This is a genomic window from Myxococcus xanthus (assembly GCF_006402735.1).
In the GTDB taxonomy this organism is placed as follows: Bacteria; Myxococcota; Myxococcia; order Myxococcales; family Myxococcaceae; genus Myxococcus; species Myxococcus xanthus_A.
The window spans coordinates 2,471,082-2,496,287 of the sequence record NZ_CP017174.1; the positions used below are offsets into that span (position 1 = coordinate 2,471,082).

The window sequence follows — 25,206 nt, forward strand, 5'->3', positions numbered from 1 at the left end:
GTCAGGCGGCCTCGGTGCGGGGAGCGGTGACGGGGTGAATGGAGCGGAACCCCACGGCGATGCGGTTCCAGGTGTTGATCATCCCGATGAGCAGGGTGAGGTGCACGATTTCCTGCTCCGAGAAGTGCGGCTTGAGGGCAGCGTAGTCCTCATCGGGCGCGTGCGTCTGGGAGACGTGCGTCAGGGCCTCCGTCCAGGCCAGGGCCGCTCGCTCGCGCTCGGTGTACAGAGGCGACTCGCGCCAAGCGTCCAACAGGTAGATGCGCTCCTCGGTCTCCCCATGCGCGCGGGCGTCCCGGGTGTGCATGTGGATGCAGAACGCGCAGCCGTTGATCTGCGAGGCGCGGATCTTCACGAACTCCAGGATGCTCTTCTCCAGGCCCAACTCCAGCAGCTTCTGGCCATAATCGAGTGTCAGCTTCATCGCATCGGGGGCGGCGGCGTACGGGTTCAGCCGGGACTTCATGGGCGGCTCCTGAGTGTCGGGCAGGGCGAAAGTGCCTGCGTTCAACTTCAGGACGACGCAGCCGGGGCCGCATGTGACATGGCCTTTTCCGGCCGATTTATTCGCCCTACCGTTCCCGGGGCGAGGAATCAGTCGAGCCCCGTCTTGCCCACCGCCCAGTAGGCCTTCACCTTCGGCGTGGCGCGGTCGCCGTCGCCGCGCAAGCGGGCGCGCAGGGCCTGGATCGACTGCGCCCGGCCCGTCATCACCAGCGCCGCCCCGGGCTTCGCGCCCATCGCCTCTCGCAGCCGTTCATGGAGGCGGGCCAGGTGGGCGTCCCCAGGCTCGCGCGCCACGGACTGGCCTTCGAAGCCCATCTCACGAAGCACGGGGGCGCACGCGTCAGGCGCCGTCACCTCGAAGAGCGGCGTGACGTCCCGCCTCGCCGCCGTTCGGAATGCGTACGCCACCGCGAAGGACGTCTCGTCGCCGAACAGCACCACCGGCGCGTCTCCGGCCTCCAGGGACAGCGAGCGCCGGGGGCCGAAGAACTGGACGGTGTCGCCCACCTTCACGTCGCGGCCCCAGCTCGCACCCGGGCTGTCGCCGTGCAGGTACACGAGGAAGGAGGTGGCACCCCGTTCCTCGTCCCAGGACTGCGGCGTGTACGTACGCATGCCCAGCCCTGGCAGGAAGACCTGCACCTTGTCGCCAGGGGTCCAGCCCTGTCCCTTCAACGCGGGCCCCTCGCAGTCAATCTGCCGGAAGACGCGCGAGCGCTCGTGGACCTGCGTCACACGGCTGTCGGTGAAGAGGAAACGCCCCAGGACACTTCCCAGCAAGGCCTTCGCGGATGCCATTGGCACCTCCCTCCCGGCTTCCTTATGCGCCCCTCCTGTCCGGGGCTCGTGAAGTTGCGTGAAGCCGTCCCCGTGGTGCGAAAGCTCACTCCGGCTGGAGGAAGCGTCCGTCCACCAGGTGGTCGATGACCTCTCGCGCGGAATGCGGGTCGAGCCGGGCCTTCGCGCCGAGCTTTGACACCGCGCTGGAGACGGTCGTGGGGTGCTCGAAAGCAGCCAGGGCGGCCAGGAGGATGGCGCCGTCCTCGCCCTGCGTGAGCGTGGGGTCGGAGAACCGCTTCGGGCTGACAGAAGGAGCGCAGCTCATCGTGATGCCATCCACGGAGCGGAGGACCGTCACCGCCTCACCCGCGAGCTTCGCGGGGGCGCGATGGCTGCCCAGCCACTCCCCCAGGGTAAAGCGCTGGGTCCAGGGGGCGGTGTTGCGCAGCCGCGTCCTGCCCTGGATGGCGACGCTCTTGCGCGTGTCGCGGTGCTTCCATGCCAGCGCGTCCACCCGGTCGGAGGTGTGCTGGACCGCTGCTTCCAGCGCCGCGTCGCGGAAGCGAATCATCGGCACGGACACGTCACCGGGCTCGCGGCGCTCGAAGTAGCCGAGGAACTCCGCGAACGTCTTCGCCTCTGTCACCATGTCGAAGCGCGCGGGGTGCTGCGTCACCAGCGCCCCGGGCTGCGCTTCGAGCCGCTGGTAGCCCACCACGCAGTCCAGGCCGATGATGCGCTCCACGAGCCGCAGCTCCTCCGCCAGGGTGGCCTTGCTCGCGAAAGGCAGGCCTCCGATGCCGGAGATTTCGATGTCCAGGTTGGGGTACTTGCGGCAGGCGTCGATGACTTCCAGCAGCTCGTGGTCCTTCGCGCAGGGCTTGAGCAGGCCCCGGCCCATCTGCTCCAGCCGCTGCTGTTCGGAGAAGCAACCGATATCGATGACCATGTAGACGCGCTGGAACGTCGCGGCCAGCGCCGCCACCAGCTCCACCCGGGGTACGCCCCACAGGAAGTACGTGCAGCAATGGCTGGAGAGGTCCACGCCCGCCCAACTGCTGCTCAGGAACCCGGCGGTGCTGCCCGCGAAGTCGTAGCGCATCTGCCACGTCCGGGCGGCGATCTCCTGGTGGTCGCGGCGCACGTTCTCCTCGGCGCGCAGGAAGGGCTTCGCGCGCCCGAAGTCCGCTTTCTGGTTGCCTCGCGCCCCGCCGCAATACAGGCAGTTCTCACCGCACCCCTTGCCGGGAGCGACCCAGCCGGAGAACGAGTGCTGGTCCATCTGGCTGAGGAAGATGTCGTTGAAGTGCGAGTAATAGATGTCGTCCGTGTTCGTGGAGCGCTGCACGTACTCCAGCGGCATCCGGCGCGGCCGGCCGTCCGGACTCCTCGTCACGACGTTGGGCGGCGCCTCCTCGCCGTTGCACAGCGCCAGCAGTGGCACCTCTCCGTCGCCCAGCATGATGTGGTCGATGCTGTCGTAGCCGCTCAGCTCCTTCCACCAGTACGACGCGGAGTTGCCTCCCACGACGATGCGGATGGAGGGGTCGAGCCGCCGCACCGTCCTCGCGATGAGTAGCGCGCGGTCCACGTGGTGGAACCACTTGAGGCTGATGCCCACGAGCTTCGGGCGTACGCGGCGCAGGAGGCCCTCGAAGGTGCGTGTCACCTCGGCTTCGGTCTCATCCCCGTCGTACAGCCGCACGAAGGCCTCGATGCCGCCGCGCCGCAGGTAGCCCGCCAGGTACAGGATGCCGCACGTGGCCTCCCCCGTTCCGGCACCGACGAGGAGGACTGGAGAGAGGACACGACCGCCCATGCGACGTACACCGGCCTTTCAGGAGACGGCGGGCAGCGTAGGCGAAACAGGCCCGTCTCGGGCGGAATGGTGGCGCCCGTCCGCCTGGCTGCCCGTCCCCATCCGGGTAAGGCGGAGCATTTCAGCAGGTCCGCCAGGTCTGCGGCACGCAGCGGGGACTGGAACTCCGCGTCCTGCTTCACGCCCGGTAGCCAGTCTGCTCCGAAACACGCGGGCATGAGAGGTGCTCGCGGAGCACCCGAGCCGGGTCATGGCGGCCTTCCGTCCGCCGTTCACTTCGGCGACGCACCGTTGCTCGTGCGAAGCCTCGCGAGGGTTCGCTCGAGGACCTTTCGCTGGAGATGGTCCTGGGGAATGCCTGGCGTCCGGTCCATCTCGCTCAAGGCCTCGGTCAGCAGTCGCTCCGCGTGTGCCCGCTCGCCATGTGCCATGAGGATGCGCGCATGGCCCGCGAGCACGGTGCCTCGGGAGACTCCCTTGGCCAGGGCCAGGGCCCGCTTGCTCGCCGTCAGCGCCTCATCCTTCCGCCCGGCCATCAGGTACAGCGCCGCGAGCCGGGCTGGCGGGTTGTAGTCCCCGGGCAGCTCCCGCTCGCTGCGCTCCAAGAGGGGAATGGCGGCGTCCGGCTCGTCCAGCAGCGCGGTGGCCATCACCCGATGCGAATCGAGCGCCGCGCGCTCCTCGGCCCCATTCGCGTGAGTGGCCTGGCGCTGGAGGAACGCCCACCAGGTCCGTGCCTGGTCGCGCAGCCCCGCTTCGTCCCCGGACGCCTCACGGGCCTCGCAAGCCAGCTCGTAGAGCGACGAGCGCTGAAGCGGAGTCAGCTCGGTCTCGGGAGCACCCAGGGCCCGGTTTGCCTCCTCGGCGAACTGGCCGCGCACCGCTCGCGCCTCATCGGTGTCCGTGTCCAGCGCGCAGCCCATGCCCACGTACAGCAGCCGCGTGCGATCGTCCACGCGCGAGAGCTTCGGCAGCTCCCTCGCGGCCACCCGCATGCAGTCCGCGGAGGCGCCCGTGGCGGCCAGCGACTTGCTCCAGGACACGAGGGCGCCCGCGCGGCGCGCGTCCGCGGGTGCCAACTGCTCCAGGGTCCGCTGATAGGCCGCCGCGGCTTCGCCGTGCTGACCGGAGAGGGCGAGCGCATCCGCCCGGACCAGCGCCTCCGTGCCCAGGCGGCCTTGCTGGAAGGTCCGCTCGGATTGCTCGAGCAAGCCCAGTAATTGGGGGAGGGACACCGCACCCAACGAGCGCGCGAGGACGGCACCCGTTTCTGGCTCCAGGACGAAGAAGGTGGGCCACGTGTCCACCGGGTATCGCTGGAGGAAGGCCATGCTGGTGTCGGCGTCCGTGTCCACCGCGAGCCAGACGAAGCGGTCCGCCCACTCATCCAGGGCGGGGGACGTCAGCACCGTGGCGCGCATGGACCGGCACGACTGGCACCAGGGGGCCCAGGCCTCCACGAGGACGGGCCGCCGGCCCTCCCGCCCCGCCTGGAGCGCTCCCTCCCAGTCATTCTCCATGAAGACGGGCCCTGCCTTCGCGGGAAGGGTGCGCTGCGGGGTGGCGGGAGGCGTCGCGCACCCCCAGAGCAGCAGCAGGGCGCCGACGGCGAGTCTCATCGTCATGGATTCTCCGGGGTTGTGGGCTCGACGCGGGCCCCAGACACCCCGGGGGCTGGTGCGGTTCCGGAATGCGGACGGATTGGACGGAGAGGGGCTGTGTTGAGAGGGGGAGGGCTGGAGCCGCAGCTCCGCGCCCCCCGAGGACCGAGTCGCTCGGGGAGCGTGGAGCATGCCGTGGCCGGCGGTGACTTCAGCGCGGCGTGACCTTGAGCAGCTTTCCGTTGGTGGCGTCGGTGAGCAGGTAGAGGGCTCCGTCGGGGCCCTGCACCACCTCGCGGATGCGCGCGCCCAGGTCCTTGAGGAGATGCTCCTCGCCCACCACGCGGTCGTTCCGCATCATGAGCCGCACCAGCGCCTGGCTGGACAGGCCTCCGATGAAGATGTTGTTCCGCCACTCGGGGAACAGGGTCCCCGAGTAGATGGTCATCCCCGAGGGAGAGATGACCGGGTCCCAGTAGTACACGGGCTGCTCCATGCCTGGGCCCCGAGGGCTCTCGTGGATGGGCGCGCCGGAGTACTCCTCGCCATACCCGATGGTGGGCCAGCCGTAGTCCTTGCCGGCCTCGGGGCGGTTGAGTTCGTCACCCCCGCGCGGTCCCATCTCGACCGTCCACAGCCGGTGCTGGCTGTCGAGCGCCGCCGACAGGACGTTGCGGTGGCCCACCGACCAGATTTCCGGCTTCGCCCCCTCGGTATTCACGTAGGGGTTGTCCTGGGGCACGGAGCCGTCGGGATTGATGCGGACCACCTTGCCGAAGTGGCTGTTCACGTCCCGAGCCTGCACCCGGCCCGCGAGGATGGAGCGCTCCCCGAGCGTGACGAACAGCTTGCCGTCGGGGGTGAACACCATCCGTCCCCCCGAGTGCAGCGTCGACTCGAGCGTGGGCATCATGCGGAAGATGACCTGGACGTCCTCCACGCGAGGCTGCGCACCGTCCACGAGCTTCGCACGCGCCACCGCGAGCCCGTTGCCGCCCTGGCGTGGCTCGGAATAGGTCCAGTAGATGAGCTGGCTCTGCGCGTAGTCGGGGCCGACCTCCACGTCGAGCAGGCCCCCCTGTCCGCGGCCATCCACGTTGGGCAGCCCCACGACGGCGGGAGACTTCGCGCCCTGCGGTGTGACGATGTAGAGCGAGCCGGTGGGCTTCTCCGTCACCAGCATGCGCTGGTCGGGCAGGAAGGCGATGGCCCAGGGATTCCTGAATCCCGAGGCAATCTCGGTGACCTGGATGGGCGTCTGCGTCTGGATGGCTGGGACGCGTGTCTGCCCGGGGAAGGCCGGATCGAACTCGGGCACGTTGGGCGGCCCCTGCGGGACCGGGGGGCCTGTGGGAAGCGGCTCTTCAGGCGGAACACCCGCGTCGTCCGGCGGAACGCCCGCGTCATCTGGCGGAACGCCCGCGTCATCTGGCGGAACGCCCGAGTCTTCCGGCGGGAGGCCCGAGTCCTGCTGCGGGACGCCCGAGTCCTGGGGCGTTGGCGTGGGGTCTGGCGTCTGGCTGCAGCCAGATAGGAGGGCGGCGACGATGAGGGGCAATGACAGGGTTCGCATGCGACTCTCTCCTGGGGGATAGAACGGAAATGAACATCGCGTGCCTCGTGTCGAGTGGAAAGTCCGCGCTTCAACCGGCGGCCGGACCGTGCCGGACATCGGACAGAGGCTCGGCTCTCGGGCGGAGCTCAGCACGCCATCGCCAATCGCTGTGCAGCGAGGCACAAATTGTATGGAGTGGCCGTAGTATCCCGTTCACGGCGAAGCGGTGCCAGGGCAACGCCCCTCATTGGGCCGTGCACGGGGGCTTCACGGCGGTGCTCACCTGGGACTCCGCCGAAGAGCCACCGGCCAACGCCCAGGAGGAGCGCGACGAGGACGAGAGCCGGCTTCCTGCCTCACGAGCCCAGGGGGCGCCCTGGGGCCGGGCGAGAAGAGCGGGCTACGGTTCCGCGCCAGGGTGGGCTGAAGACTTTGGCGACGGGGCCCGGCCCGGCAGGACGGCGCGGAGCCGCGCATCGCGCAGCCAGAGCCCCAGCCAGAGCAGCGTCGCGATGTAGACGGGGAAGAGCATGTGGGAGAAGAGCGGGTTGCCGACCCGGACGTGGGTGGCGACCGCGCCTCCGAGATAGCCCGTCCACAGGATGGCCCCCAGCACCGAGAGCCGGGGAGTGAGGTACACCGCCAGGCACGCCAGCTGAACGATTCCCAAGCCGAAGAGCACGCTCACGGGGTAGCCGAGCTCCACCGTGCCCTGCTGCGCCTCCGGAATCTGGAGCAATTTCCCGGTAGCATCGAACAGCAGGAAGAGGACGGCGATGCCGCTCAGGATGCGTCCCGTCCACAGGGCCTTCTTCGAGGAGTACTGCGTGCCCGACTGCAGGCAGGGGGCCGGGGCGGTGTGCTGGAATTCGGTGTGGGTCGTCATGGTCATGGGGTTCTCCGTGAAGCGGTTTTGAGGGTTGGACCGCCATGGCCGCCGAAAATCATCGGTCGGTCGGAAGAAAGATCGCGGGCCTTCCTCGCCTGACTGACCGCCGCTCAGTTTGGCGGGCAGGGTGGAGGAACGAAGGCCTCGCTGAGGCAGGCCTCCCTCGGTTCAGCGCGCTTCTGGCCCGCGCGCCATCATCCATTGCTGTGCAGTGAAGGACCCAGCGGGTGCAGGCGCGAACGTCACGCGCGGCCGTCAACCCGACGAACCCGCCGGAGCACTGACCGGTTGGCCCAACGCCGTCGTTGGAGGACTCTCCGGCGGCGGTGTGGTTTCCGCCGGACTTGGCATCGCCAATGGAAATCTCACGCGAGGCTGAAGCTCGTCACGACGCGGCACTCCTACCCATCAATCGAGTTGACGCCCATCTTCTCTGCTTCCGTCGTGTCGCTGTACCAGAGGTTCCGCTCCCCGCGCGTGTCTCCCGCGCCCGCTGGCTTGTTGTTCCAGGTGATGGTCCGCTCGTGCCAATCGTCATCGGGGACGTAGGTCGTGTAGGCGTTTCCGTCGCCCCTATGTGCGACGCCAGTGTTGGCGGTCACGGAGAGCCGCACCGAGCGCACTCGAATATTCGGTGGCAGGAGGCTCAAGTCGAAGCGCATGTAGACGTGACTGTACTGGCGGTTCACTTCCCACGCGGAATACTGGCCGTAGTTGGTGTCCGGTGCGGAGGAGGTGACCTGAGAATCGGCCACGGGCTCCATCGTCACCGTGGTTCCGCCCAGCGCGGAGGTTCGGGTGGCGACGGGAAGCGGGGTTCGGGAGAGGACTCCACGCTGACATCGCCGCACCCCGCGGCGCAGAGCGCGAGCAGGGCCGTCAGCGAGAGCGGATGTCGGTGAGGCGGAGAGAATTGCTTCAAGAAATGCATCAGGTCTGCCTCTCTGTGAGAGTTGTCAGACACGGGGCCTGATGCCGCCGTGAATCCAGGTGTACATCACGACTGAGAAGGGCCGGGCACGCTCATTCCCAGACCCGCAGTGTCGAGGCGCGGGGTGGCGGTCTAGGATGCCGCGCCATGGGAATCTTCGTCATCGGGTCTTTCTTTCTGGCGCTCCTTGGAGGGGGCGTGCTCGGGGTCGTGTCACTCCTCATCCACCTGTTCGCGGTGCGAAAGGGGCGCGGCTCGTGGAAGCGGTTCCTGCTGATTTCCGGAGCATCCACGGTGGTGGTGGGCGTATCAGCCTATTTGTGGATGTTCAGTGGCCCCGAGGCATCGGGCGCACCGACAGGGGACGACTACGCGCGGGCCATCCTGGGAGCAGCGCTCCTTGGAGGCTCGCCTGGGGTCGGGCTGCTCGCCGGACTGCTGACCTTGCTCAAGGGCAACGCACCGGCCCCCGTCTCGCCGGCATGAGGGCGCCTGATAGGGGACCCATGCGTCACCTGGCGGCCGTCGCTCTCTGGGTGCGTTGGTGTTGCAACCGGAGCCCCACGCCGCACGCGGGCGTGGCCTCCAGAGGCGAGGCGCGCTACTGCATGCGCTTCTTCCCCTGCTGAAGACGCGCTGGCGAAACGAACAGTCGAGTTCGTCCGCCATGGGGTATCCCCAGTTGCCCTCTATGCAACGGCCATGGGGGTAGGGTCCTCACGCGGACTCAGCCGCCGCCTGGGCGCCCCGAGAATCCCTGTTGCCATGTACCAACCGAGAACAGGACCAGCCCCTGCTCCCATGACGGGTACCGGGAAGTTGCCGAGCATCGGCACGCAGAGGGTCGCGGCGATGTAGACGAAGAGACTGGTAGCGAGGGGTGTTCCAGGGCCATCGCTTGTCTTCCATCGGGCGGTGCCTGGCGCGGCGGGCAGAAGGAGAAGGGCAAGCGCGGCCACTGCGCCGCGATGCCGAGCGCGGGCGCCAGACTGGCGGCGAGCTGGAGGATGCGCTCGACGTGGGGGACCGCGGGGAGTGGGTCCGGCTGGAGCCATGCACCGAAGCCGATGAGGAGAACGACGGTGCAACTGACGGCACGCTGGAGCCAGTGCGTCGAGTGCGCGCGGGCGAGCAGGGTGCTCGCCGCCAGTGCGAAGGCAGTCCCCTGGCCTGCGTCGGGTTGCGCGGCATGGACGGCCGATAACCCCACGGCAAGGACTGCAGCGGCGGAGAAGCGCCGGTGCAGCGCATCGCTCATTCCGAGGAGCACCCACGGCACCGCCACGGCGGAAGCGTGGAGACGAACCTGCCCCAGCTCAATCCATCGATGAACTTCGTCGAGTCCCGGAAAGAGGAGCGTCGAGGCGGTGAGCAGCACCGCGATGACGGAGAGGGGGCCGGAGACTCTCAGGAGTATCGCGCTCGAGAGGCGTCCTGCCATGGCCGCCACGCCAGCACCCAGTGCCGCCGCCGTCGCATTGATGGCGAATGCGGCGATGGGAGCGCCACTTCGCCATGCGACGAAGGCGCCCAGGAGCATGGCGGGAAGTGGCAGGAGCAGAAGCCATGACGGTGCAGTCTTCTGCGCCTCGGTTGGAGTCATGCGGGGCGTATAATACGAGCGACAGTGCCCTCGCCTTGCGGCGCCCGGCCCCGACCTCGCTAGTAGGTGCCCCAGCGCGAAGGCAGGGGGCCGCTCCACTGTGTCCGAGTCCCGGGCGTCGTCAGCGGCGAGTCTCCGGCGATGCGCATGACGTTTGCGTCCGCGTTCATGTTGGACCAGTCCACGGCGATGTTGCGGCAGTACCGGTCACGGGCGAACCCTGTCTGGAGGTCATGCACACAAGGCGTCGGGTCCCAGACCCGGTCTGCTTGCAGACGCTGGACCGCTGCGACGATGTTGGAGGGCATCTCCCCGGAGGCCCGGACGAAGGGAACGCCGTCGATGGGCGTGCCGTCCGACGCGAAGAGTTCGAAGACCTTGCCGGAGTAGCTCAGCGCGCCCGGCATGCTGAAGTCCCATGCCCCGGCGGTGAATGGGGCGGCCTGTCCACAGGAGGCCGGGTTCCCAGGGGCATCCGTGCATGCGCCGCGAAGGTGGAGGACCAACACCGCGCCCGTCTCCACCGTGTAGCCCTGGGGGAAGGTGAAGGTGAAGTTGGAGTTGGTGAGCTCCTTGAGGGAGATGCCCGTCAGCGAACCGCCGGTGACAGCCACCAGCTCGATGAGTTCCTGCTGGACGTACGGATTGATCTCCGTGATGCGCAGCGAAGCCTCCGGCGCGGAACTCCCGGCATCCGTGCCCGAGTCCGGCGCGCCGGCATCGCCCGAGCCTGCGTCCACGCCACCGTCATCCGAGCCCGGCTCCGTCGAACCCGCGTCCACCCCGGCGTCTTCCATGCCTGCGTCGACGGTTCCCGAGTCGGGCAAGGAGGCCTGAACGCAGGTCTCCTCCACACAGACGATGTCCGGTCCACGGGACGCGCAGTCGCGGCTCTCCGTGCATTCGGAAGAGGAACAGGCGGAGAGGAGTGGGAGCAGGGCGAAGGCCAGGACTCGTGGGACGCGGTGTGTAAGGAGCATGGGGGGAATTCCTGGAAGCAAGAGGGGGAGACGGAGGGCGGTGATGACGGAGTGGCAGGGGCCGCAGATACACGGCCCGCCAGCAGCCCGTTGAGCCCACTTCATTTTTACTACGGAGGACACGGGCTCATGGCGCCGCGGGCGAACATCCGTGCGAGCCACGCGTCGCGTGTCGCGATGCATGCGCGCGCCAGGTCGGACTGCGGGGCGATGTCATAGAAGCCATGGAAGGCTCCGCCCCAGACGTGCAGCTCGCACTCACCACCCGCTGCCAGGATTCCGCGGGCATAGGCGACCGCTTCATCTCGAAACGTCTCCGCTCCTCCGACGTCGATGAAGGTGGGCGGCAGCCCGCTCAAGTCCGATGCTCGCGCGGGCGCGGAGTACGGAGACACCTCGGGGCCTCCACAGCGGTCTCCCAGCACGGCTCTCCAGGCGGTCAGATTGCTGGTGCGGTCCCAGACGCCGACGCCATCGTATCGGTGTGCAGATTCCGTCTCGTTCCGGTCGTCCAGCATCGGGCATTGCAGAAGTTGGCCCAGCAGCCGAGGGCCCTGCCGGTCCCGAGCCAGAAGCGTGGTGCCCGCCGCGAGCCCTCCGCCGCCGCTCCCGCCGAAGATGACCAACTGATTCGGATCAAACCGGAGCATGTCCGCATGCGCCGCCATCCACGCCAGCCCGGCGTAGCAGTCCTCCACCAGGGTGGGAGCTGGATGCTCGGGTGCCAGCCGGTACTCGACGGTGACACAGACCGCATCATGGCGGAGCACCCACTCCACGAGCGGCTTCGCCCCCGCGAAGCGGGTGCCCATCACCATGCCGCCGCCATGGATGTGATAGATGGCGGGACCGGGAACCGAGTGGCCTTGCCGGGATATGACCGAGACCACGATTTCGGCGCCCTGGTATCCGGGGATGCTGTAGTCAACGCAGCTGACCTGCGCGTCGCCAATCAGCGTTTCCCGGGTCACGTGGCTCAACCGGCGGAAGTGATCGAGCTGCTCCAACGTCATCTGTAAGGGCACATACCCCTTCAGCGGCGGGAGGAGGGGGGCCAGTTGTGGATCGAAGTCCGTCGATGAGGTCGGGCGAGTCATGCGCGTTCCATACCGGATGGGTGTGACACCCGCAAAGCGGCTGTCAGGCAACTGGCGGATGGGCACGCCCGCGTGGTTCTCCCTATTGTCCACACATGCGTGCGTTGCGAGTGCTACTGGCGTTCACGGTGGGGTGTAACGCACCAATGCCTCACCCCATTACGGCACAGGGCGCTCCGCCCGATGTCGGCGATACGTATGAAGCCTGTGGCTGCGGCTGTTGCCCGATGGCGGGGCCGGTGTACGAGTGCCTCTACTGGACCCAGGGAGACAGCCTGCAGGCTGTCATCGCCAAGGACAAGGCAATGAAGGACGGGCCGTTCTGCAAGGGGACCGGCAAGCGCCTGGGATGCTCATTGGGGACGATGTACAGGTACTGTGACTGAAGGCACCTGTCCGTCGGCTCGATGCGCTCAACCCGCTGAGCGCTTCCGAACCAGGTCCTGGCGCCTGAACGTCTTCACCAGGAAGTCCACGAGGGAGGGGCCCGCGCCGGCAGATGCCATTTCTTGAGAGGGGGCCTATCGTCCCCCGGCTAGGCCACTTAATCCACCCGAGGCAATGAGAGCGCATTCGCCTGGGGGATTCATGACGAGGATTGGTGAGCGTCTACCTTCTGTCTCCGCGCCCAAGGTCCGGACCTTGGCGGACATGAGCTCCGCCCGCGCGTTCGTGGACCTGCTCGGCTCGGTGATTCCGGCCCAGCATGCCGCGCCGGTCGCGGCTGCCCGCCACTACAACATCGAGTCCCTGGGCCCTTCCAACGCCATGCAGCAGGCGGCCCATGCGAGGGAGGTTCTCCCCTCCCTGCTGGGCCTGTTGACCGATGAGCGCATGGCGCGCTGCGTCGACGAGGCCTACCGGGAAATCTTTCAGGGCGACCGGTGGCCGCGCGGACCGGAGCGGTCCAAGTGGCTGGGCTTCGCGCGTGAGCTTCGCGCCAGCAACCCCCAAATCACCGCCGAGCAGGTCCGCGCCGCCATCGCGAACGAACTGCGGCTCGAGCGGGACGGGCTGGATGTCGCGACGGTCGAGAACATCGACCTGTACATCTCCGGAGCCATCGGCTGGGTGACCTGGTGCTACGAGGGGGAGTCGCGTAACGCCACCGAAGAAGACATGCACCATTGGCGCGCCTTCGCCGCCGAGAAGAAGCGGGAGAACCCCGATATCCAGCCGGACGAACTCAAGTACGCCATCATCGACGCGGTGCGGGCGAAGGTGATGAAGATGGACTCGACGTCACCGGAGAACGTCGACAAGTTCATCGAAGACGCCGTGAAGTGGGTCACGCTCTGCTACCAGGGCAAGGAGCGTCATGCCTCCCCAGCGGAGATGACGTACTGGCGCGCCTTCGCGGCGGAGAAGCTGCGGGAGGACCCGGAGATGTCTCCAGTGGCGCTCAAGTACGCCATCACCGATACCCTCCGCGCGAAGATGACAGGCACGGACTCCGCGTCGCCCGCGAACATCGATCGGTTCATCGAAGACGCCATCGGGTGGGTCTCGATGTGCTACGAGAGCAAGACGCGCCACGCCTCCCCGGCGGAGATGGCGCACTGGCGTGCCTTCGCCACCGCGAAGCTCGCGGAGAATCCGAAGATGACGCCGGAGGAACTCAGACACGCCATCACCGACGCCATTCGGGCGCAGGCACTGGGGATGGACACCCTGTCCCCCGCGAACATCGATGGCTTCATCATGGAGGCCATCGGCTGGGTGTCGCTGTGCTACCTGGGAGCGTCCCGCGCCCCCACGCCCGAGGAGATGCAGTCCTGGCGCGCCTTCGCGGTGGAGAAGCGGCGGGAGAACCCGGACATCACCCCGGAGGAGCTCAAATTTACCATCCGCGATGCGGTACGTAACGAACTGACGGGCATGAGCAAGCCTGCGGAGCTCAACATCGAGCGCTTCATCCGGGAGGCCTACGAATTCATGTTCCACGCCTACCGGGGCATGCCCGCGAACATGAAGCGCGAGCCGACGCCGCGAGAGCTGCACGAGTGGCAGCAGTTCGCCCGGGCCCGACTCCGGGAGGAGCCGAAGCTGTCGAGCGAGGAACTCAACTCCTACCTGCTCGACAGCCTGCGAACGGCGCTGGCCAACCAGTGACGGAGGCTGCTGCCTCGCGACCAGCGGTAGTCCAACGGCCATCGCCCCTCGCGTCTGTAAACGCGCTCTGTCCCGAGTCCTCGCCGAGTGTTCAGCGGCTCGCAGGGGGGCGCGTTGCTGGTGATGGGCGGTAGTGAGGATGCCCTCCAAACACAGGGGAGAATTCGTCAACCGGTACTTCGTCCTGCTCTCCGGGCTGTCCGCGTCAGAAGTCCCTGTTGGTGCTGGTGCGCATGGATGGCGAGTGCCTCCGCGGGCAGGGGGCCGTTCACTCCTTCCGGTGGAATCGTCTCAGATGCGTGGGCCTCCTTCCTTTCGTGCGCTCCCGCGCTCAGTTTCCCGGCGAGACGTTCGAGGAGGGGACATATGACGGGGTTGGCTGGTTCCATGCTCGCCGTGGTGATGGCGGCGGCGAGTGGCTCGGCGTTGGTGCCAGTGAGCGGGGGCAATGCCCTGACGCTCCCGGCGCAGCGCCACATTGTTCGCATCGAAACCGGAAGCAATCGTCCGCCGACGTGGCTGGTGGCCATCCAGCACGGGGGCGTGGACGGCAAGGGGCTGGTGCTCTACCGCTCCGAGGACGCACTGCGAACACTGCGGCGGGTGGGGGACATCCAGCCCAACGCAGCGCACACGGACCGGGCAGAACTCCTGGCCGTGGGCATGGATGTGGCACTTGTCTACTCCTACGAGGGGCCACAACTGGCGGCATCCAGTCAGCACGACGTCTACTTCCAGTGGTGGCGCTATCAGCCCGGGGCGAATACCTGGGCGCCGGAGCCCGCGGTGCGGGTGTTCGACGCGGACGCCAGCACGGCCTACTCACGGGCCTTGCTGGCGCGAGACTCGCAGGGACGGCTGTGGGTGCAGGCCTTCCGTCTGGAGCTCGACGGCGGCGCCACGGCGATGGTGTCCGTGTCCTCGAATGGGGGGCAGGGCTTCGGTTCGGCTCAGGCGCTAGACAAGGTCCGCCGGCGGGGTGGGGGACGGCTGCTCAGCCTGGGGACGAAGCTCGTCTTCTTGTACGGAATGCATGACGGCTGGGAGCCCGCGCGCATGCGCATCCGCTCCGACTCGGACCCGGAGGGCACGTGGGCGCCGGTGCGCCAGGCTTTCTTTGACGGCATCTACCATGGCGCGGCGTTGAGCGCGGTGGCGGATGGGAAGGAGGGCATGCACCTCGTCTACAAGGACGAGCTGGAGAAGCTCTACTACCGGCACTTCGACGGGAGCAGCTTTGGTCCCCGCGTGTTGGTGGAGGGCAGCTCGGACTGGGCGACCCAGCCTGCAATCACCCGCATCGGCGACACGTTGTATGTCTTCTACAACCAGGTGCGGGCGCTCAATATGAGCTACGAGCTGCGCGTGCGTACGGTGGACGAGGATGGAACGCTTGGGCGCGTGGTGGCGCTCGACGGGGATGCGACGTTCAAGGGCTACCTCAACGCGGTGGATGTCCTGCCGGAGGGCAGCGGCGAGGTGCCCTGCCTCTATGGTGAGGCGGTGGACGCGGGCTCGCGGGGCTCGGTGTCGCGGGTGTCGCTGGTGCTCGATGAAGCGCCTCCGCCGGAACCGGAACCGGAGCCGGGGCCGGGACAGGGACCTTTCGTCCTGGAGCTCGTGCGCTCCCTTTCCACGCACGAGCTGCTCGCGGTGGACGGGGCCGGCACGCTGTACGGCATTCCCGCTGAGGGCCCGCGTTCGCGGTTGATGGCGAGCACGGACGGTGGGCGCACCTTTTCGGCTCGGGGGCAGCGGGGTGGCAACCTGTGGACGGTGGCGGCGATGGAGGGAGGGGCGCTCCTGGCAGTGGCCAGTCACAGCGGGGAGTACTTCCTCCAGCGCTCCACGGACGGGGGGATGACGTGGGGGAACCAGCTGCGCCTGGGCACGTATCGTGCGCGGGGGCCCCAGAGCTTCGCGCGCTTGGGGAGCACGTGGTTCTTCCTCGAGTACCAGTCTTTTACCTCGGCCGCCGTGCCGATTCGGCTATGGGCCACCACGGACGGCGGGGCCACGTGGTCCGTGCGCTCCATGTTCACGGCGCACCGGCACGGCTCTGCCCTGGTGGCGGACCCGGCGACGGGCACGCTGTGGGCGACCATGGGGAGCAGCGAGGCACAGGCCGCAGTGCTTCGTTCCACGGATGGCGGGTGGACCTGGACGCCGCTGTTGCGTGGCTACAAGGCCAATGCCCAGGCGGGGGTGGTGCACACGGGCGGGGCACTGCTCTTCGGCCAGTCAACGTTGTTCGAGCCCGAGCACCCGAAGCTCCTGAGCCTGTCTCCGGAGGGGACCGTGAGTTCGCTGATGGAGCTGCCGGGGCCGGCGTACTCGCTCGCCGCGGTGCCCGGGGGCGGGTGGGTGATGGGCACGGCCTGGTCCCGCGATGGGGACGTGCATGCGTCCGGTGACGTGTCCGCGCGACTCTTCATCAGCGAAGACGGCGTGACGTGGCAGGAGTCACACCGGTACGAGCGGATGAGCGGTGCGGACCTGACGCGCGCGGACGCCTGGGGCACGTTGCCATCCGGAGAGCTGGTGGTGCGCGTGGAGGATGCAAGCGGCTTCGGGAGCGCGGGCGTGGGCTTCCAGGTGCTTCGCGTCAAGCGCTGAGGCTGGCCGCGCCGAAATGGGGCGGGCTGCGTCCCTGTGGTGACAGCCCGCATGGCGGGGCCGCGGCCCGGTGGGTTTGCCACTCCAGGCGATACCACCGGGCCTTGTCGTAGCGCCCGACCCAGAAGCCCTCGCCGGAAATCGTACGGGTGAAGTGAGGGGAAAAAATCCCGCCCTCCGTTCGGGTGGCAAGCCGCCCACGACGGCCCGTTCCAATGCCACGCTCACTTGGGGAATCGACTCCGCCAGGCGCCGGATGCGCCTCTCCGTCGCCGACACGCGGCTGCGCATCGTCGTCTGGGATGCAGCCCTGCCGTAGTCGTCCGGCCTCCCGGAATCGCGGAGCGCATCGCCTTCCAGGGGGCGCCTCACGTCCGCCATCACACTTGCCGCGGGAGGGACCTTTCGATGACCATGAATGCACCTCGGAGGAACTTCCACGTGGAGCCACGACACAGGCCGGCACAGGCCATGGTCTCTCTCCCCTCGGACGTGCTGGAGCAACTGCGAGAGGACCTGGCCCGTGCGGTGGCCCGGGTGTGTCCGCCCCGGATGGCCGATCGCCGCGATGACCTGGTGCAGACGGCCATGATGCGCGTCATGGAGTTGCAGCGGCGAGAGCCGGACTGCAGCCGGTTGACCTCCGCCTACCTGTACCGCGTCGCCTACACGGCGCTGGTGGATGAGTTGCGCAATGTGTCACGCCGCCGTGAGGTCCAACTGGAAGAGGTGGAGTCGCTGCCCGAGCCGCCGGTGGCATCGGGCGACCCGGAGAAGGCAGCGGGCGGCTCCCAGATTGCCCAGGCCGTGCGCGACTGTCTGCGCAAGCTGGTCCAGGACCGCCGGCTGGCGGTGACGCTGTACCTGCAGGGCCACAGCGTGCCGGAGTCCGCGCGGTTGTTGGGCTGGGACGACAAGCGCACCGAGAACCTCATCTACCGGGGCCTGGCCGCGCTGCGCCTGTGCCTCTCCACGAAGGGATTCGAGCCATGAGCGAGCGAGAACGCGGCGAGACGAAGCCCGATGATGCGGCCGTCGAGCGTCTGCGCGCCGCCGTGCGTTCCGAGGACCCGGTGGAGCGCGCGGATGCGCCGGTGGATGCGGACCTTGTATGGCGCGCGGTGAGCGGCGAGCTGCCCGCCGAGGAGCGCCGCGCGGTCGTCGAGCGTGTGGCGGCGGACCCGGCCTGGGCGGCGGCCTGGCGGCTCGCGAACGAACTGACGCGCTCCGCCGCGGAGGCCGCGCCTCCCGTGGAGCCCCCGGCGGACAGTTCGCGCACCCGGCGCCGAGACGGTGGCGCGCGAACGAAGCGCCGCTTCCGCTTCGCGTGGAGCCAGCCCCTGTGGGGTGTGGCGGCGACCGCGGCCCTGGCCCTCATCGTCGTGGGCGTGGTGATGCGGGAAGAGCCCGAGCAACCGCGGCTGCGTGGCGGCGATACGGCGGCGGTCGCCTCCCAGGTGCCAGAGGCCGTGCCTCTCAATCGCGACGCCTGTGTGCTGCGCTGGAGCGGCGGTCCCGAGGGGACCCGTTGGTCCGTGCGGTTGTCCACGGAGGACCTGAGTTGGGTCCACCGCGTGGACTCGCTGGAGACGCGTGAGTACCGGGTGCCCGCCGAGGTGCTGGCGCCGTTGCATCCGGGAACGACGTTGCTGTGGCAGGTGGAAGCGCGTTTGCCGGACGGGCAGGTGCTTCGCGGCGCCACGTTCGTCAACCGGTTGGAGTGAAGCGCGCGGTCCGAAGTCCAAGGGGGACCTCATGAGAACGGAGCTGGGCATGAAGACACGGCGGTGGATGCGAGCAGGACTGGTGGCGCTCCTGATGGGAGTGGCCGGTGGGGCAGGGCAGGCCTGGAGCCAGCCGGTCCCCGTCACCCGCGCGGTGAAGACGGCCTTCAGCTATGGCGAAGCGCGCGACATGGTGGTGGCCTCGGTGGTGGAGACGGGCGTCCGCACGGGCCAAAGCCAGTCCGTGACGCTCCAACTCCTCGACCACTCCGGTGCCGTCGTCGCGCAGACCACGGGGGTGGTGGACCAGGAGACTCCCCTGCGCCTGACCTACCGGACCCCCACCGCGGCCCCGGTGTTCGCGCGCGCCATCGCCACGGTGAGCGCGGAAACCCTCTCCGCGGCGGCGGTGACGGTGGAGCGTTGGTCCGTTGCGGAGCCGGCCTCCTGGACCGGAGCCCTCGTTTGCTATTTCGAGCTGGTTCCGATGCCCAGGCCTCCGCCTCCTCCCCCCGGGCCGGTGACGCTCAAGTGCGAGCCCGTCGACCCGCCACCTCCGCCGACCCGCTGACGTGTCGCTCCGGACGCACCGGTCCGAAGGAAGCAACAGAAGGCTCCTCTCCTTCCTGATGGGGGTCATTCTCTCGGTGTGTCCGGCACTGGCTTTCTCCGCCGCGCCGAGCCATCCCCAGCCTCCCTCGCTGGAGTCATGCCGGGAGCGCTTCGCCTCGCAGCCAGAGGGCCGGGATGCGGCGATGTGCTTCTACCAGTGTGCCCAGGTCACTTCCGCTCGGGACGCTGTCGTGCGCGAGCTGACGGCCTTGATGGAGCGTCACCCCGACCATGGCTGGCTGCCCCTGGTGCTCGGGCATGTCGGGATGCTGTCCAGCGGCAAGGAGGCGGAAGGTCCCTATCGTCGCGCGGCGCAGACGTTCCGCCGGCTCCAGGATGCGGAGGGCGAGGTGCTGGCGGCCATCAACCTGCGCGCCATCCTCCTGGCTCAAGGACGAACCGAGGAGGCCTGGGATTGGACGCGGCGCGTGGTGGAGGTGGCGAGCGCCTCCGGTCGGCCGGAGCTCCACGCACGCGCGCTCATCGTCGAGGCCAGCCAGCTTTATGAGGTGGCGCTCGACCTGGGCCGGGCCTTCCGTGTGCTCAAGCGCGCCGAGCCGCTCGTCTTCCCGGACGGCGCGGAAGGGCTGAAGAAGCAGTACCTGTCCGTCATGAGCACGGTGAGCGAGCGGCTGGGCCGGTTGGAGGAGGCCTCGGACGTCAATGCCCGGCTGGTGGAGTTGACCCGGAGCACTGGCGACCTCTTCCTGGAAGCGCATGCGCGCTTCACGCTCGCCAACGTCGCGCTGCGGCGGCTCGAGCGTGACCATGTGCCGGCGGACCGGGCGCGAGCGTTGGAGCTGGCGCGGCAGGCCATGGCCGCCGCGGAGAGGGCGGGGAACCCAACATTGGTGGCCCGAGCGGTGCGTCTCACGGCGGACCTGTTGGGAGACACCCCCGAGGAGCACCGTGAGGCGGACGCGCTCCTGGAGCGCTGCATGGCGCTCGCGGAGTCGCTGGATTCGGACGAGCGGCGGCTGGCGTGTCTCTGGACGCGCGCGGAGCGGCGGGCAGGCGTGGACCCGGCCGGCGCCATTCAGGACTCGGAGGCGTCACTGCGACTGGCCTCCGAAGGAAACGACCCGCTGTTCCTGGCGCTGGCCCTTCGAGGCCGCGGCACGGTGGCGTACCGGACACAGCCTTTGCCCCAGGCACTGGCGCATGCCGAGCGCGCCCTGGACGCGCTGGAGTCCCTGCGCCAGACGCAGAGTGATGCGTTCAGCCAGGCGGAGCTCTTCGCGACGTGGGCCCGCGACTACCACCGGCTCGCGGGCTGGACATTGGAGGCTGGCGGGGCGACGGGCAAACCCGCCACGCTTCCCTTCAGGGAGGCTGTGTCGCGGGCCTTCGCCGTGAGCGAACGGCTCCGGGCGAGGACGCTGCTCGATGCCCTGGTCGCCTTCCGAGCACGCGCGGACTCCGGGGACACGCCCGAGCGCCGGGCGCAGCGAAGCGAGGTGCAATCGCGGCTGGTGGCGGTCCAACGCCAGCTCTTGGACCCGTCGCTTGCGAGCGCTGGACGCGAGGCGGCCCTGAATGAACTCCAGGAGCTGGAGCGCCGCGAGCGGGACCTGCGCCCAGCGCCTCGCCACGGTGTGCGGGAGTTCGCCTCCCTGGCGTCCGTGGAGAATGGGCTGAGGGAGGACGAAGCGCTGCTGGTCTTCCTCGTGGGGGACGACGAGGACCTCTCCGGAACGTCGGCGGGTGGTGCGTGGTTGTTCGTGGTGACACGGGGGCGAACCCACGTCCATCGCATCCCCGAGCGCACGCGGCTCGCTGCGGCGGCCACGCTGTTCTCCGGGCTCGTCGAGCGCAGGGATGACTCCGAGCGCGGCGCGGCGGTGGCGCTTCATGCGCAGCTGCTCGGCCCGGCGCTCGCGGGGCTGCCACCCACGGTTCGGCGGCTGCTGTTGGTTCCGGACGGACCGCTGCATGACCTGCCCTTCGCCGCGCTGCGGGAGCGTCGGGATGGGCCACCACTGGTCGCACGCTACGAACTGGCCCTGGTGCCCTCGGCGAGCTTGTGGCGGCACTGGCACGGGGAGGCCCCATTCACGCCTGTCGGTGAGGCGCTGGTGCTGGCGGACCCTGAGTGGGGCCTGGGACATGGTGTGTCGCGGCCGGCGGCGCGCTCTCGGGCTGGGATCTTCGACGAGGCCGCGCAGCTCGGCGCGCTGCCCGAGGCTCGTCGCGAAGGGCTCGGGGTGGAGCGGGAGCTGCGAGACACCCGCGTCGTCCCCCGGCTGCTGGTGGGCACGGAAGCCTCTGAGCGCGCGCTCAAGAGCGCGGACCTGTCGCTGGTCCGGGTGCTGCACATGGCGGCGCACGCCGTGGTGGACGCCGAATCGCCGGAGCGCTCCGCGCTCGTGCTCGCCCCCGGCGCGGAGGACGAGGACGGCATTCTTCAGCCGCGCGAAATCATCCGGCTGCGTCTCGATGGCGCGCTGGTGGTGCTGTCCGCGTGCCGCAGCGCCTCGGGAGCGGTGCTGCCGGGAGAGGGCGTGCTGAGCCTCGCGCGGGCCTTCTTCGAGGCGGGCTCGAGCGCGGTGGTGGCCAGCTTGTGGCCGTTGCGCGACGCGGAAGCGGCGGACCTGGTGGAGCATTTCTACCGGCACCTGGCTACGGGCTTGAGTGTCTCCGCGGCGCTGCGGGCCGCACAGCTCGAGGCCATCGACGCGGGTCTTCCACCTGCGGCCTGGGCAGGGCTGGTCGTGCTCGGCGACGCCGCGCTGGTGGCCGCCGCGCCTCGCGAGGATGGTGCGCCCATGTTGTCTGGACTGGCGGGGGCGCTTGTCATTGCCGCGGCGCTTCTCGGGCTCCTGGCGTTGCGGCGCTGGGGCCGTTCAAGCTCCGAACGTTCCAAGCCAGTGAGGCGCGCGGGAGATGCCCGAGGTCTCCGATTCAGAGGTCGATGAGTTCGCTGGCCGCCTTCTTCACATGCGCGCCGACGACGAAGCACGGGACCGACGTCGAGGCGTCACTCCTTGCGCGGCCCCATCAGCCGCCACGCGAGAGGCAGCAGCACGGCCGCGATGGCGGCCTTCAGGAGCCCTCCAGGAAGGAAGGGCGTGAAGCCGACGCCAAGGGCCTTGGCCACGCCGAGCCGGGCGGACAGGACAAGCCAGGGCAGGCCGACGGCGAAGACGGCCAACTGCCCCACGGCAAAGAGCGGCAGCGCGGTCCACGGCCGCCGGTCGAATCCACGCTGCGCCGCCAGCCCCACCAGGAAGGCGGCTGGAACGAAGCCGATCAGGTAGCCACCGGTTGCCCCCAGGATGCGTTCCAGGCCGCTGGCGCCCTCCGCGAAGAACGGCAGGCCCACCGCGCCCATCAGGAGGTACAGGAACTGCGCGGCCATGCCTCGCACGGGGCCGAGCGCGGCGGCAGCGACGATGACGCCCAGTGACTGTCCCGTGATGGGGACGGGCGAGCCCGGGACCGAAATGGAGACTTGCGCGAGCCCCGCCGTGAGCAGCGCGCCGCCGAGCACGAGCGCCACGTCGTGGGCTCGGGAACGCGCGACCCCATCGGCGAGCACGCGGAGGCGGGGACGGGCAGTGGTGGGGAGCGTCAGGCGGAGCCTCCAGAATCGGACCGCGAGGACACGGCGCGCCGACGGGGTACATGCTCATGTCTCGAGGTGCAACGCCGGAGAAACCCGCATTCCTCCGTCGAGTCTGCTCCTGGGGCCGCCTGGGCGTCTTCGATAACACCGCGATGAGACAGCCATGACGCGAGGCGGCACGTCTGAGCGGCGCACAGCGTGCCAGGAAGGGCTGCGTGCCGACACGGCGGTGGGGTACAAACGAAGTGATGCGGGGCTTGTACGCATGGTGCCTCCTGCGTGAGCCCCCGCGCGGAAGGACACCAAGACATGAACGCAACCCGCTGGTTTGGACTCGCTTCCCTGACCGTGCTGCTGGCCTCGAACGCCTTCGCCGAGGACAAGGCCCCCGCCGCGACCAACGCCGCCGTCGGCCGGTGGACGACCATCGATGACGAGACGAAGAAGCCCAAGTCCGTCATCGCCATCTATGAAGAGAACGGCAAGCTGTACGGGAAGATCGAGAAGCTCTTCCGCGAGCCCAAGGAAGAGCAGAACCCGCTCTGCGACAAGTGCGAGGGTTCGCTTAAGGACCAGCCCATCATCGGGATGACCATCCTTCGCGACCTGAAGAAGGATGATGACGAGTGGTCCGGCGGGAGCATCCTCGACCCGGCGAATGGCAAGACCTACAAGTGCAAGGTCGCCGTCGAGGATGGCGGCAAGAAGCTGAAGGTCCGCGGCTACGTCGGGATGTCGCTGCTGGGCCGCACCCAGTACTGGGTCCGCGCCGAGTAGCACCTTCGGCGGACGGCGGAAGCGGGCACCTCCCGCTTCCGCTCGCCGTGCCTACTTCGAGCCCTGCTGCGTCTCACCCGCGCCATCCGTGGACACGGGCGTCAGCGGCGCCGGAGCGCCTTGCGGCCGCGTGGTGGGGCTGGTGGAGGCGCCACCACCGGGCCGCAGCGCGTTCTGGCCCAGGCGCGAGAAGTTGATGGAGTTGCTCAGGATGCGCACTGCCTCCTGGTCCGCGTGGAAGCCCATGGAGTTCTCCGCCTCCACGAAGTCCAGGTAGAACTGGGCACGCTTCTGAAGGTCTCGCGCCTTGGCGAGCGCTTCCTCGGGCAGGCCCGCTTTCTGGGCGGACTCGATGTCGTGGATGAGGTCCACCAGCGCGTCCATGGCGAGGTTCCGCGTCTCGAAGGTGCGCGTCTGGATGGTCTCCGCGCGCTGGAGCAGCTCCGCCTCGCTCCACTTGTGGCACGTCTGGCACGCGCGGTTGATGTTCAGCAGCGGGCTGCGCACGTGGTGGTCGCTGACCTTCATCGCCCCCTCACGCATGAACGGCATGTGGCAGTCCGCGCAGGCCACGCCGCTCTTCGCGTGGATGCCCTGGTTGTACAGCTCGAACTCGGGGTGCTGTGCCTTCAACACCTTGGCGCCCGTGAGCTTGTGCGTCCAGTCGGAGTGCCCGTCCTCGTCGTAGTAGGCCATGATCTGATCGATGTTGATGCCCTTGGCCCAGGGGTACGTGAGGCGCTTCTCCTTGCCCTTGAAGTAGTACTCGACGTGGCACTGCCCGCACACGTACGTGCGCATCTCCTGGCGCGTCGCGTCCTGATTCACCTGGAAGTTGGGAACGCCCTGGCTGGCCTTGAGCGCGGCGATGCCCTCGATGAAGCCTGGTCGCGTCACGCGCAGCTGCATCGTGGTGGGGTCGTGGCAGTCGATGCATGAGACGGGGTGCTCCACCAGCTTGCGCGCCTCCATGAAGGGCATCTGGTTCATCTTCTCGAAGCCCTTGATGAGGTCGCCGTCACCGAGCTTCTTGTAGGGCACGTACACGCTGGCGTGGCAGTGGATGCAGGTGCCCGGCTGCTGCGTCACGTGCTGGCGCTCGGTGTAGACCTGGTCGTCCAACATGTGCGCGTGGCCGCGCTCCTCGCGGAAGTCCGTGGCGAAGGCGTAGCCGCTCCACATCGTCACCAGCCGAGGGTCCTCCTCGAGCCGGCTCTGCGCGACGACGGTGCGTGGGTCCGCCTGGGACGGCGTGCGCGCCACGGCTTCACTGCCGCCGTAGCGGGTGCGCTGCTGGTCCACCGTGCGCTTGTAGCTGTCGTACTGCAGCGGGAAGTTGCGCCCCCACACCTCCGGGTCGGTGATGGTGTCGTCCAGCTCCACCACCCGGTAGAAGGGATTCTTCGCCTCCTGCTTGCGCTCCATGATGTTGACCAGGAGCGCGGTGACGCCAGCGGCGGCCAGGGCGGCAGCCACCGCCACGGCAATCACCAGTTTGACGCCGCTGAAGCGCCGTTGCTTCTCGGTCATCGTTCAACCTCCTGACGGATGAGTTCGGGGTTCCCGGAGCCTTCGGGGTGCCCCACGGAGTTGTGGCAGGTGAGGCACTGCAGCGAGTCTTCGTGGGGCGTTTCGATGCTTTCCACGAGGCTGGCGTGGCAGTTCCGGCAAGCGTTCTCCGTCACCTGCCGGTTGGCGGGACGGATGCGGATGGGGTCCGGGAAGGTGCCGGTGGTGAAGTAGAAGGAGTGCCAGAAGCCGTTGCTCGCCTTGTTGAGGTACTTGGGCACCAGCCCTGCCGGCGTGTGGCAGTCGTTACAGGTGGCCACCGCGTGGTGGCTGCTCTTGCGCCAGCCATCGTACTGCTCGGTCATGATGTGGCAGTTGGCGCAGGCCGCTGGGTCGTCCTGCAGGTAGGCCGCGCCCTTCGCGTACGCGAAGGTGTAGCCACCGATGCCAATGGCCGCGCCCAGGGCGAGCCCCAGGGCCACTGCCAGGAGTGTGCGGGAGGCCGAGGACACGCGGAACACCGTAGCAA

Annotated in this window: 21 protein-coding genes; 8 read left to right on the forward strand and 13 right to left on the reverse strand. The window is 68.6% G+C overall.

Going from position 1 to position 25,206, the window contains the following annotated elements:
• Position 1: 1 nt before the first annotated feature.
• The 7 genes from BHS09_RS10560 to BHS09_RS10590 form a co-directional block, all read right to left on the reverse strand.
• Positions 2-466, reverse strand: coding sequence for a carboxymuconolactone decarboxylase family protein (locus BHS09_RS10560; RefSeq protein WP_140789365.1), 465 nt, complete (start codon positions 464-466; stop codon positions 2-4).
• Between the two features lie 128 nt (positions 467-594).
• The gene (locus tag BHS09_RS10565) at positions 595-1,305 is read right to left on the reverse strand and encodes a siderophore-interacting protein (RefSeq protein WP_140797795.1); all 711 of its coding nucleotides are present in this window, start codon (positions 1,303-1,305) and stop codon (positions 595-597) included.
• An 85-nt stretch (positions 1,306-1,390) separates the two neighbouring features.
• Positions 1,391-3,106, reverse strand: coding sequence for a B12-binding domain-containing radical SAM protein (locus BHS09_RS10570; protein WP_140797796.1), 1,716 nt, complete (start codon positions 3,104-3,106; stop codon positions 1,391-1,393).
• Positions 3,107-3,378: 272 nt separating this feature from the next.
• Positions 3,379-4,731, reverse strand: coding sequence for a thioredoxin family protein (locus tag BHS09_RS10575; RefSeq protein ID WP_140789368.1), 1,353 nt, complete (start codon positions 4,729-4,731; stop codon positions 3,379-3,381).
• A 187-nt stretch (positions 4,732-4,918) separates the two neighbouring features.
• The gene (locus BHS09_RS10580; protein WP_140853650.1) at positions 4,919-6,280 is read right to left on the reverse strand and encodes a PQQ-dependent sugar dehydrogenase; all 1,362 of its coding nucleotides are present in this window, start codon (positions 6,278-6,280) and stop codon (positions 4,919-4,921) included.
• A 382-nt stretch (positions 6,281-6,662) separates the two neighbouring features.
• On the reverse strand, positions 6,663-7,154 hold the full coding sequence (locus BHS09_RS10585) for a DoxX family protein (RefSeq protein WP_140797798.1): 492 nt from the start codon (positions 7,152-7,154) through the stop codon (positions 6,663-6,665).
• Between the two features lie 398 nt (positions 7,155-7,552).
• On the reverse strand, positions 7,553-7,915 hold the full coding sequence (locus BHS09_RS10590; RefSeq protein ID WP_418764039.1) for a DNRLRE domain-containing protein: 363 nt from the start codon (positions 7,913-7,915) through the stop codon (positions 7,553-7,555).
• A 314-nt stretch (positions 7,916-8,229) separates the two neighbouring features.
• Here BHS09_RS10590 and BHS09_RS10595 point away from each other — a divergent pair, with 314 nt between their 5' ends.
• A complete protein-coding gene (locus BHS09_RS10595; RefSeq protein ID WP_140797800.1) occupies positions 8,230-8,568 on the forward strand; it encodes a hypothetical protein in 339 nt (112 codons plus the stop codon).
• Positions 8,569-8,809: 241 nt separating this feature from the next.
• On the opposite strand, the gene BHS09_RS10600 is transcribed toward BHS09_RS10595, so the two are convergent.
• The 3 genes from BHS09_RS10600 to BHS09_RS10610 all read right to left on the reverse strand — a co-directional run bounded on the left by BHS09_RS10600 (position 8,810) and on the right by BHS09_RS10610 (position 11,762).
• Positions 8,810-9,685 (reverse strand): hypothetical protein, encoded by an 876-nt coding sequence (locus tag BHS09_RS10600; protein ID WP_237080288.1) that lies wholly within the window; start codon positions 9,683-9,685, stop codon positions 8,810-8,812.
• Positions 9,686-9,744: 59 nt separating this feature from the next.
• Positions 9,745-10,665, reverse strand: a complete 921-nt coding sequence (locus BHS09_RS10605; protein ID WP_140789377.1) for a lipoprotein TP_1001-related protein — start codon at positions 10,663-10,665, stop codon at positions 9,745-9,747.
• Positions 10,666-10,775: 110 nt separating this feature from the next.
• A complete protein-coding gene (locus BHS09_RS10610) occupies positions 10,776-11,762 on the reverse strand; it encodes an alpha/beta hydrolase (RefSeq protein WP_140797801.1) in 987 nt (328 codons plus the stop codon).
• Between the two features lie 651 nt (positions 11,763-12,413).
• On the opposite strand from BHS09_RS10610, the gene BHS09_RS10620 reads away from it, so the two are divergent.
• The 6 genes from BHS09_RS10620 to BHS09_RS10650 all read left to right on the forward strand — a co-directional run bounded on the left by BHS09_RS10620 (position 12,414) and on the right by BHS09_RS10650 (position 21,741).
• Positions 12,414-13,874 (forward strand): hypothetical protein, encoded by a 1,461-nt coding sequence (locus BHS09_RS10620; RefSeq protein WP_237078201.1) that lies wholly within the window; start codon positions 12,414-12,416, stop codon positions 13,872-13,874.
• A gap of 366 nt (positions 13,875-14,240) precedes the next feature.
• Positions 14,241-16,490, forward strand: coding sequence for a WD40/YVTN/BNR-like repeat-containing protein (locus tag BHS09_RS10625; protein WP_140789385.1), 2,250 nt, complete (start codon positions 14,241-14,243; stop codon positions 16,488-16,490).
• A gap of 471 nt (positions 16,491-16,961) precedes the next feature.
• Positions 16,962-17,483 (forward strand): RNA polymerase sigma factor, encoded by a 522-nt coding sequence (locus BHS09_RS10635; RefSeq protein WP_140789387.1) that lies wholly within the window; start codon positions 16,962-16,964, stop codon positions 17,481-17,483.
• Positions 17,480-18,214, forward strand: coding sequence for a hypothetical protein (locus tag BHS09_RS10640; RefSeq protein WP_237078202.1), 735 nt, complete (start codon positions 17,480-17,482; stop codon positions 18,212-18,214). Before BHS09_RS10635 ends, BHS09_RS10640 begins: the two co-directional genes overlap by 4 nt.
• 31 nt (positions 18,215-18,245) lie before the next feature.
• Entirely contained in the window at positions 18,246-18,785 is a 540-nt protein-coding gene (locus BHS09_RS10645; RefSeq protein ID WP_237078203.1) for a hypothetical protein, read from the forward strand.
• A gap of 58 nt (positions 18,786-18,843) precedes the next feature.
• On the forward strand, positions 18,844-21,741 hold the full coding sequence (locus tag BHS09_RS10650) for a CHAT domain-containing protein (RefSeq protein ID WP_237078204.1): 2,898 nt from the start codon (positions 18,844-18,846) through the stop codon (positions 21,739-21,741).
• A 62-nt stretch (positions 21,742-21,803) separates the two neighbouring features.
• On the opposite strand, the gene BHS09_RS10655 is transcribed toward BHS09_RS10650, so the two are convergent.
• Positions 21,804-22,325: a biotin transporter BioY gene (locus BHS09_RS10655; RefSeq protein WP_237078205.1), complete on the reverse strand. Its 522-nt coding sequence runs from the start codon at positions 22,323-22,325 to the stop codon at positions 21,804-21,806.
• Positions 22,326-22,700: 375 nt separating this feature from the next.
• Here BHS09_RS10655 and BHS09_RS10660 point away from each other — a divergent pair, with 375 nt between their 5' ends.
• A complete protein-coding gene (locus BHS09_RS10660) occupies positions 22,701-23,168 on the forward strand; it encodes a DUF2147 domain-containing protein (protein ID WP_140789395.1) in 468 nt (155 codons plus the stop codon).
• Positions 23,169-23,219: 51 nt separating this feature from the next.
• Here the strand turns inward: BHS09_RS10660 and BHS09_RS10665 are convergent, their stop codons facing one another.
• Together BHS09_RS10665 and nrfH are read right to left on the reverse strand one after the other, a co-directional pair.
• Positions 23,220-24,698, reverse strand: a complete 1,479-nt coding sequence (locus BHS09_RS10665; protein ID WP_140789397.1) for an ammonia-forming cytochrome c nitrite reductase subunit c552 — start codon at positions 24,696-24,698, stop codon at positions 23,220-23,222.
• Complete coding sequence (gene nrfH / locus BHS09_RS10670) at positions 24,695-25,198, reverse strand: cytochrome c nitrite reductase small subunit (RefSeq protein WP_140796408.1); 504 nt, start codon at positions 25,196-25,198, stop codon at positions 24,695-24,697. The genes BHS09_RS10665 and nrfH overlap by 4 nt, the downstream gene beginning before the upstream one ends.
• Positions 25,199-25,206: the final 8 nt, after the last annotated feature.

What these genes read in the sequence shown, in the direction of transcription:
- BHS09_RS10580 (WP_140853650.1), bottom strand. Translation starts at nt 6,280, where the DNA reads ATGCGAACCCTGTCATTGCCCCTCATCGTCGCCGCCCTCCTATCTGGC.
- BHS09_RS10665 (WP_140789397.1), bottom strand. Translation starts at nt 24,698, where the DNA reads ATGACCGAGAAGCAACGGCGCTTCAGCGGCGTCAAACTGGTGATTGCC.
- BHS09_RS10570 (WP_140797796.1), bottom strand. Translation starts at nt 3,106, where the DNA reads ATGGGCGGTCGTGTCCTCTCTCCAGTCCTCCTCGTCGGTGCCGGAACG.
- BHS09_RS10565 (WP_140797795.1), bottom strand. Translation starts at nt 1,305, where the DNA reads ATGGCATCCGCGAAGGCCTTGCTGGGAAGTGTCCTGGGGCGTTTCCTC.
- BHS09_RS10560 (WP_140789365.1), bottom strand. Translation starts at nt 466, where the DNA reads ATGAAGTCCCGGCTGAACCCGTACGCCGCCGCCCCCGATGCGATGAAG.
- BHS09_RS10640 (WP_237078202.1), top strand. Translation starts at nt 17,480, where the DNA reads ATGAGCGAGCGAGAACGCGGCGAGACGAAGCCCGATGATGCGGCCGTC.
- BHS09_RS10605 (WP_140789377.1), bottom strand. Translation starts at nt 10,665, where the DNA reads ATGCTCCTTACACACCGCGTCCCACGAGTCCTGGCCTTCGCCCTGCTC.
- BHS09_RS10635 (WP_140789387.1), top strand. Translation starts at nt 16,962, where the DNA reads ATGGTCTCTCTCCCCTCGGACGTGCTGGAGCAACTGCGAGAGGACCTG.
- BHS09_RS10620 (WP_237078201.1), top strand. Translation starts at nt 12,414, where the DNA reads ATGAGCTCCGCCCGCGCGTTCGTGGACCTGCTCGGCTCGGTGATTCCG.
- BHS09_RS10600 (WP_237080288.1), bottom strand. Translation starts at nt 9,685, where the DNA reads ATGACTCCAACCGAGGCGCAGAAGACTGCACCGTCATGGCTTCTGCTC.
- BHS09_RS10575 (WP_140789368.1), bottom strand. Translation starts at nt 4,731, where the DNA reads ATGACGATGAGACTCGCCGTCGGCGCCCTGCTGCTGCTCTGGGGGTGC.
- BHS09_RS10660 (WP_140789395.1), top strand. Translation starts at nt 22,701, where the DNA reads ATGAACGCAACCCGCTGGTTTGGACTCGCTTCCCTGACCGTGCTGCTG.
- BHS09_RS10625 (WP_140789385.1), top strand. Translation starts at nt 14,241, where the DNA reads ATGACGGGGTTGGCTGGTTCCATGCTCGCCGTGGTGATGGCGGCGGCG.
- BHS09_RS10650 (WP_237078204.1), top strand. Translation starts at nt 18,844, where the DNA reads ATGGGGGTCATTCTCTCGGTGTGTCCGGCACTGGCTTTCTCCGCCGCG.
- BHS09_RS10585 (WP_140797798.1), bottom strand. Translation starts at nt 7,154, where the DNA reads ATGACCATGACGACCCACACCGAATTCCAGCACACCGCCCCGGCCCCC.
- BHS09_RS10610 (WP_140797801.1), bottom strand. Translation starts at nt 11,762, where the DNA reads ATGACTCGCCCGACCTCATCGACGGACTTCGATCCACAACTGGCCCCC.
- BHS09_RS10645 (WP_237078203.1), top strand. Translation starts at nt 18,246, where the DNA reads ATGAGAACGGAGCTGGGCATGAAGACACGGCGGTGGATGCGAGCAGGA.
- BHS09_RS10595 (WP_140797800.1), top strand. Translation starts at nt 8,230, where the DNA reads ATGGGAATCTTCGTCATCGGGTCTTTCTTTCTGGCGCTCCTTGGAGGG.
- BHS09_RS10590 (WP_418764039.1), bottom strand. Translation starts at nt 7,915, where the DNA reads ATGGAGCCCGTGGCCGATTCTCAGGTCACCTCCTCCGCACCGGACACC.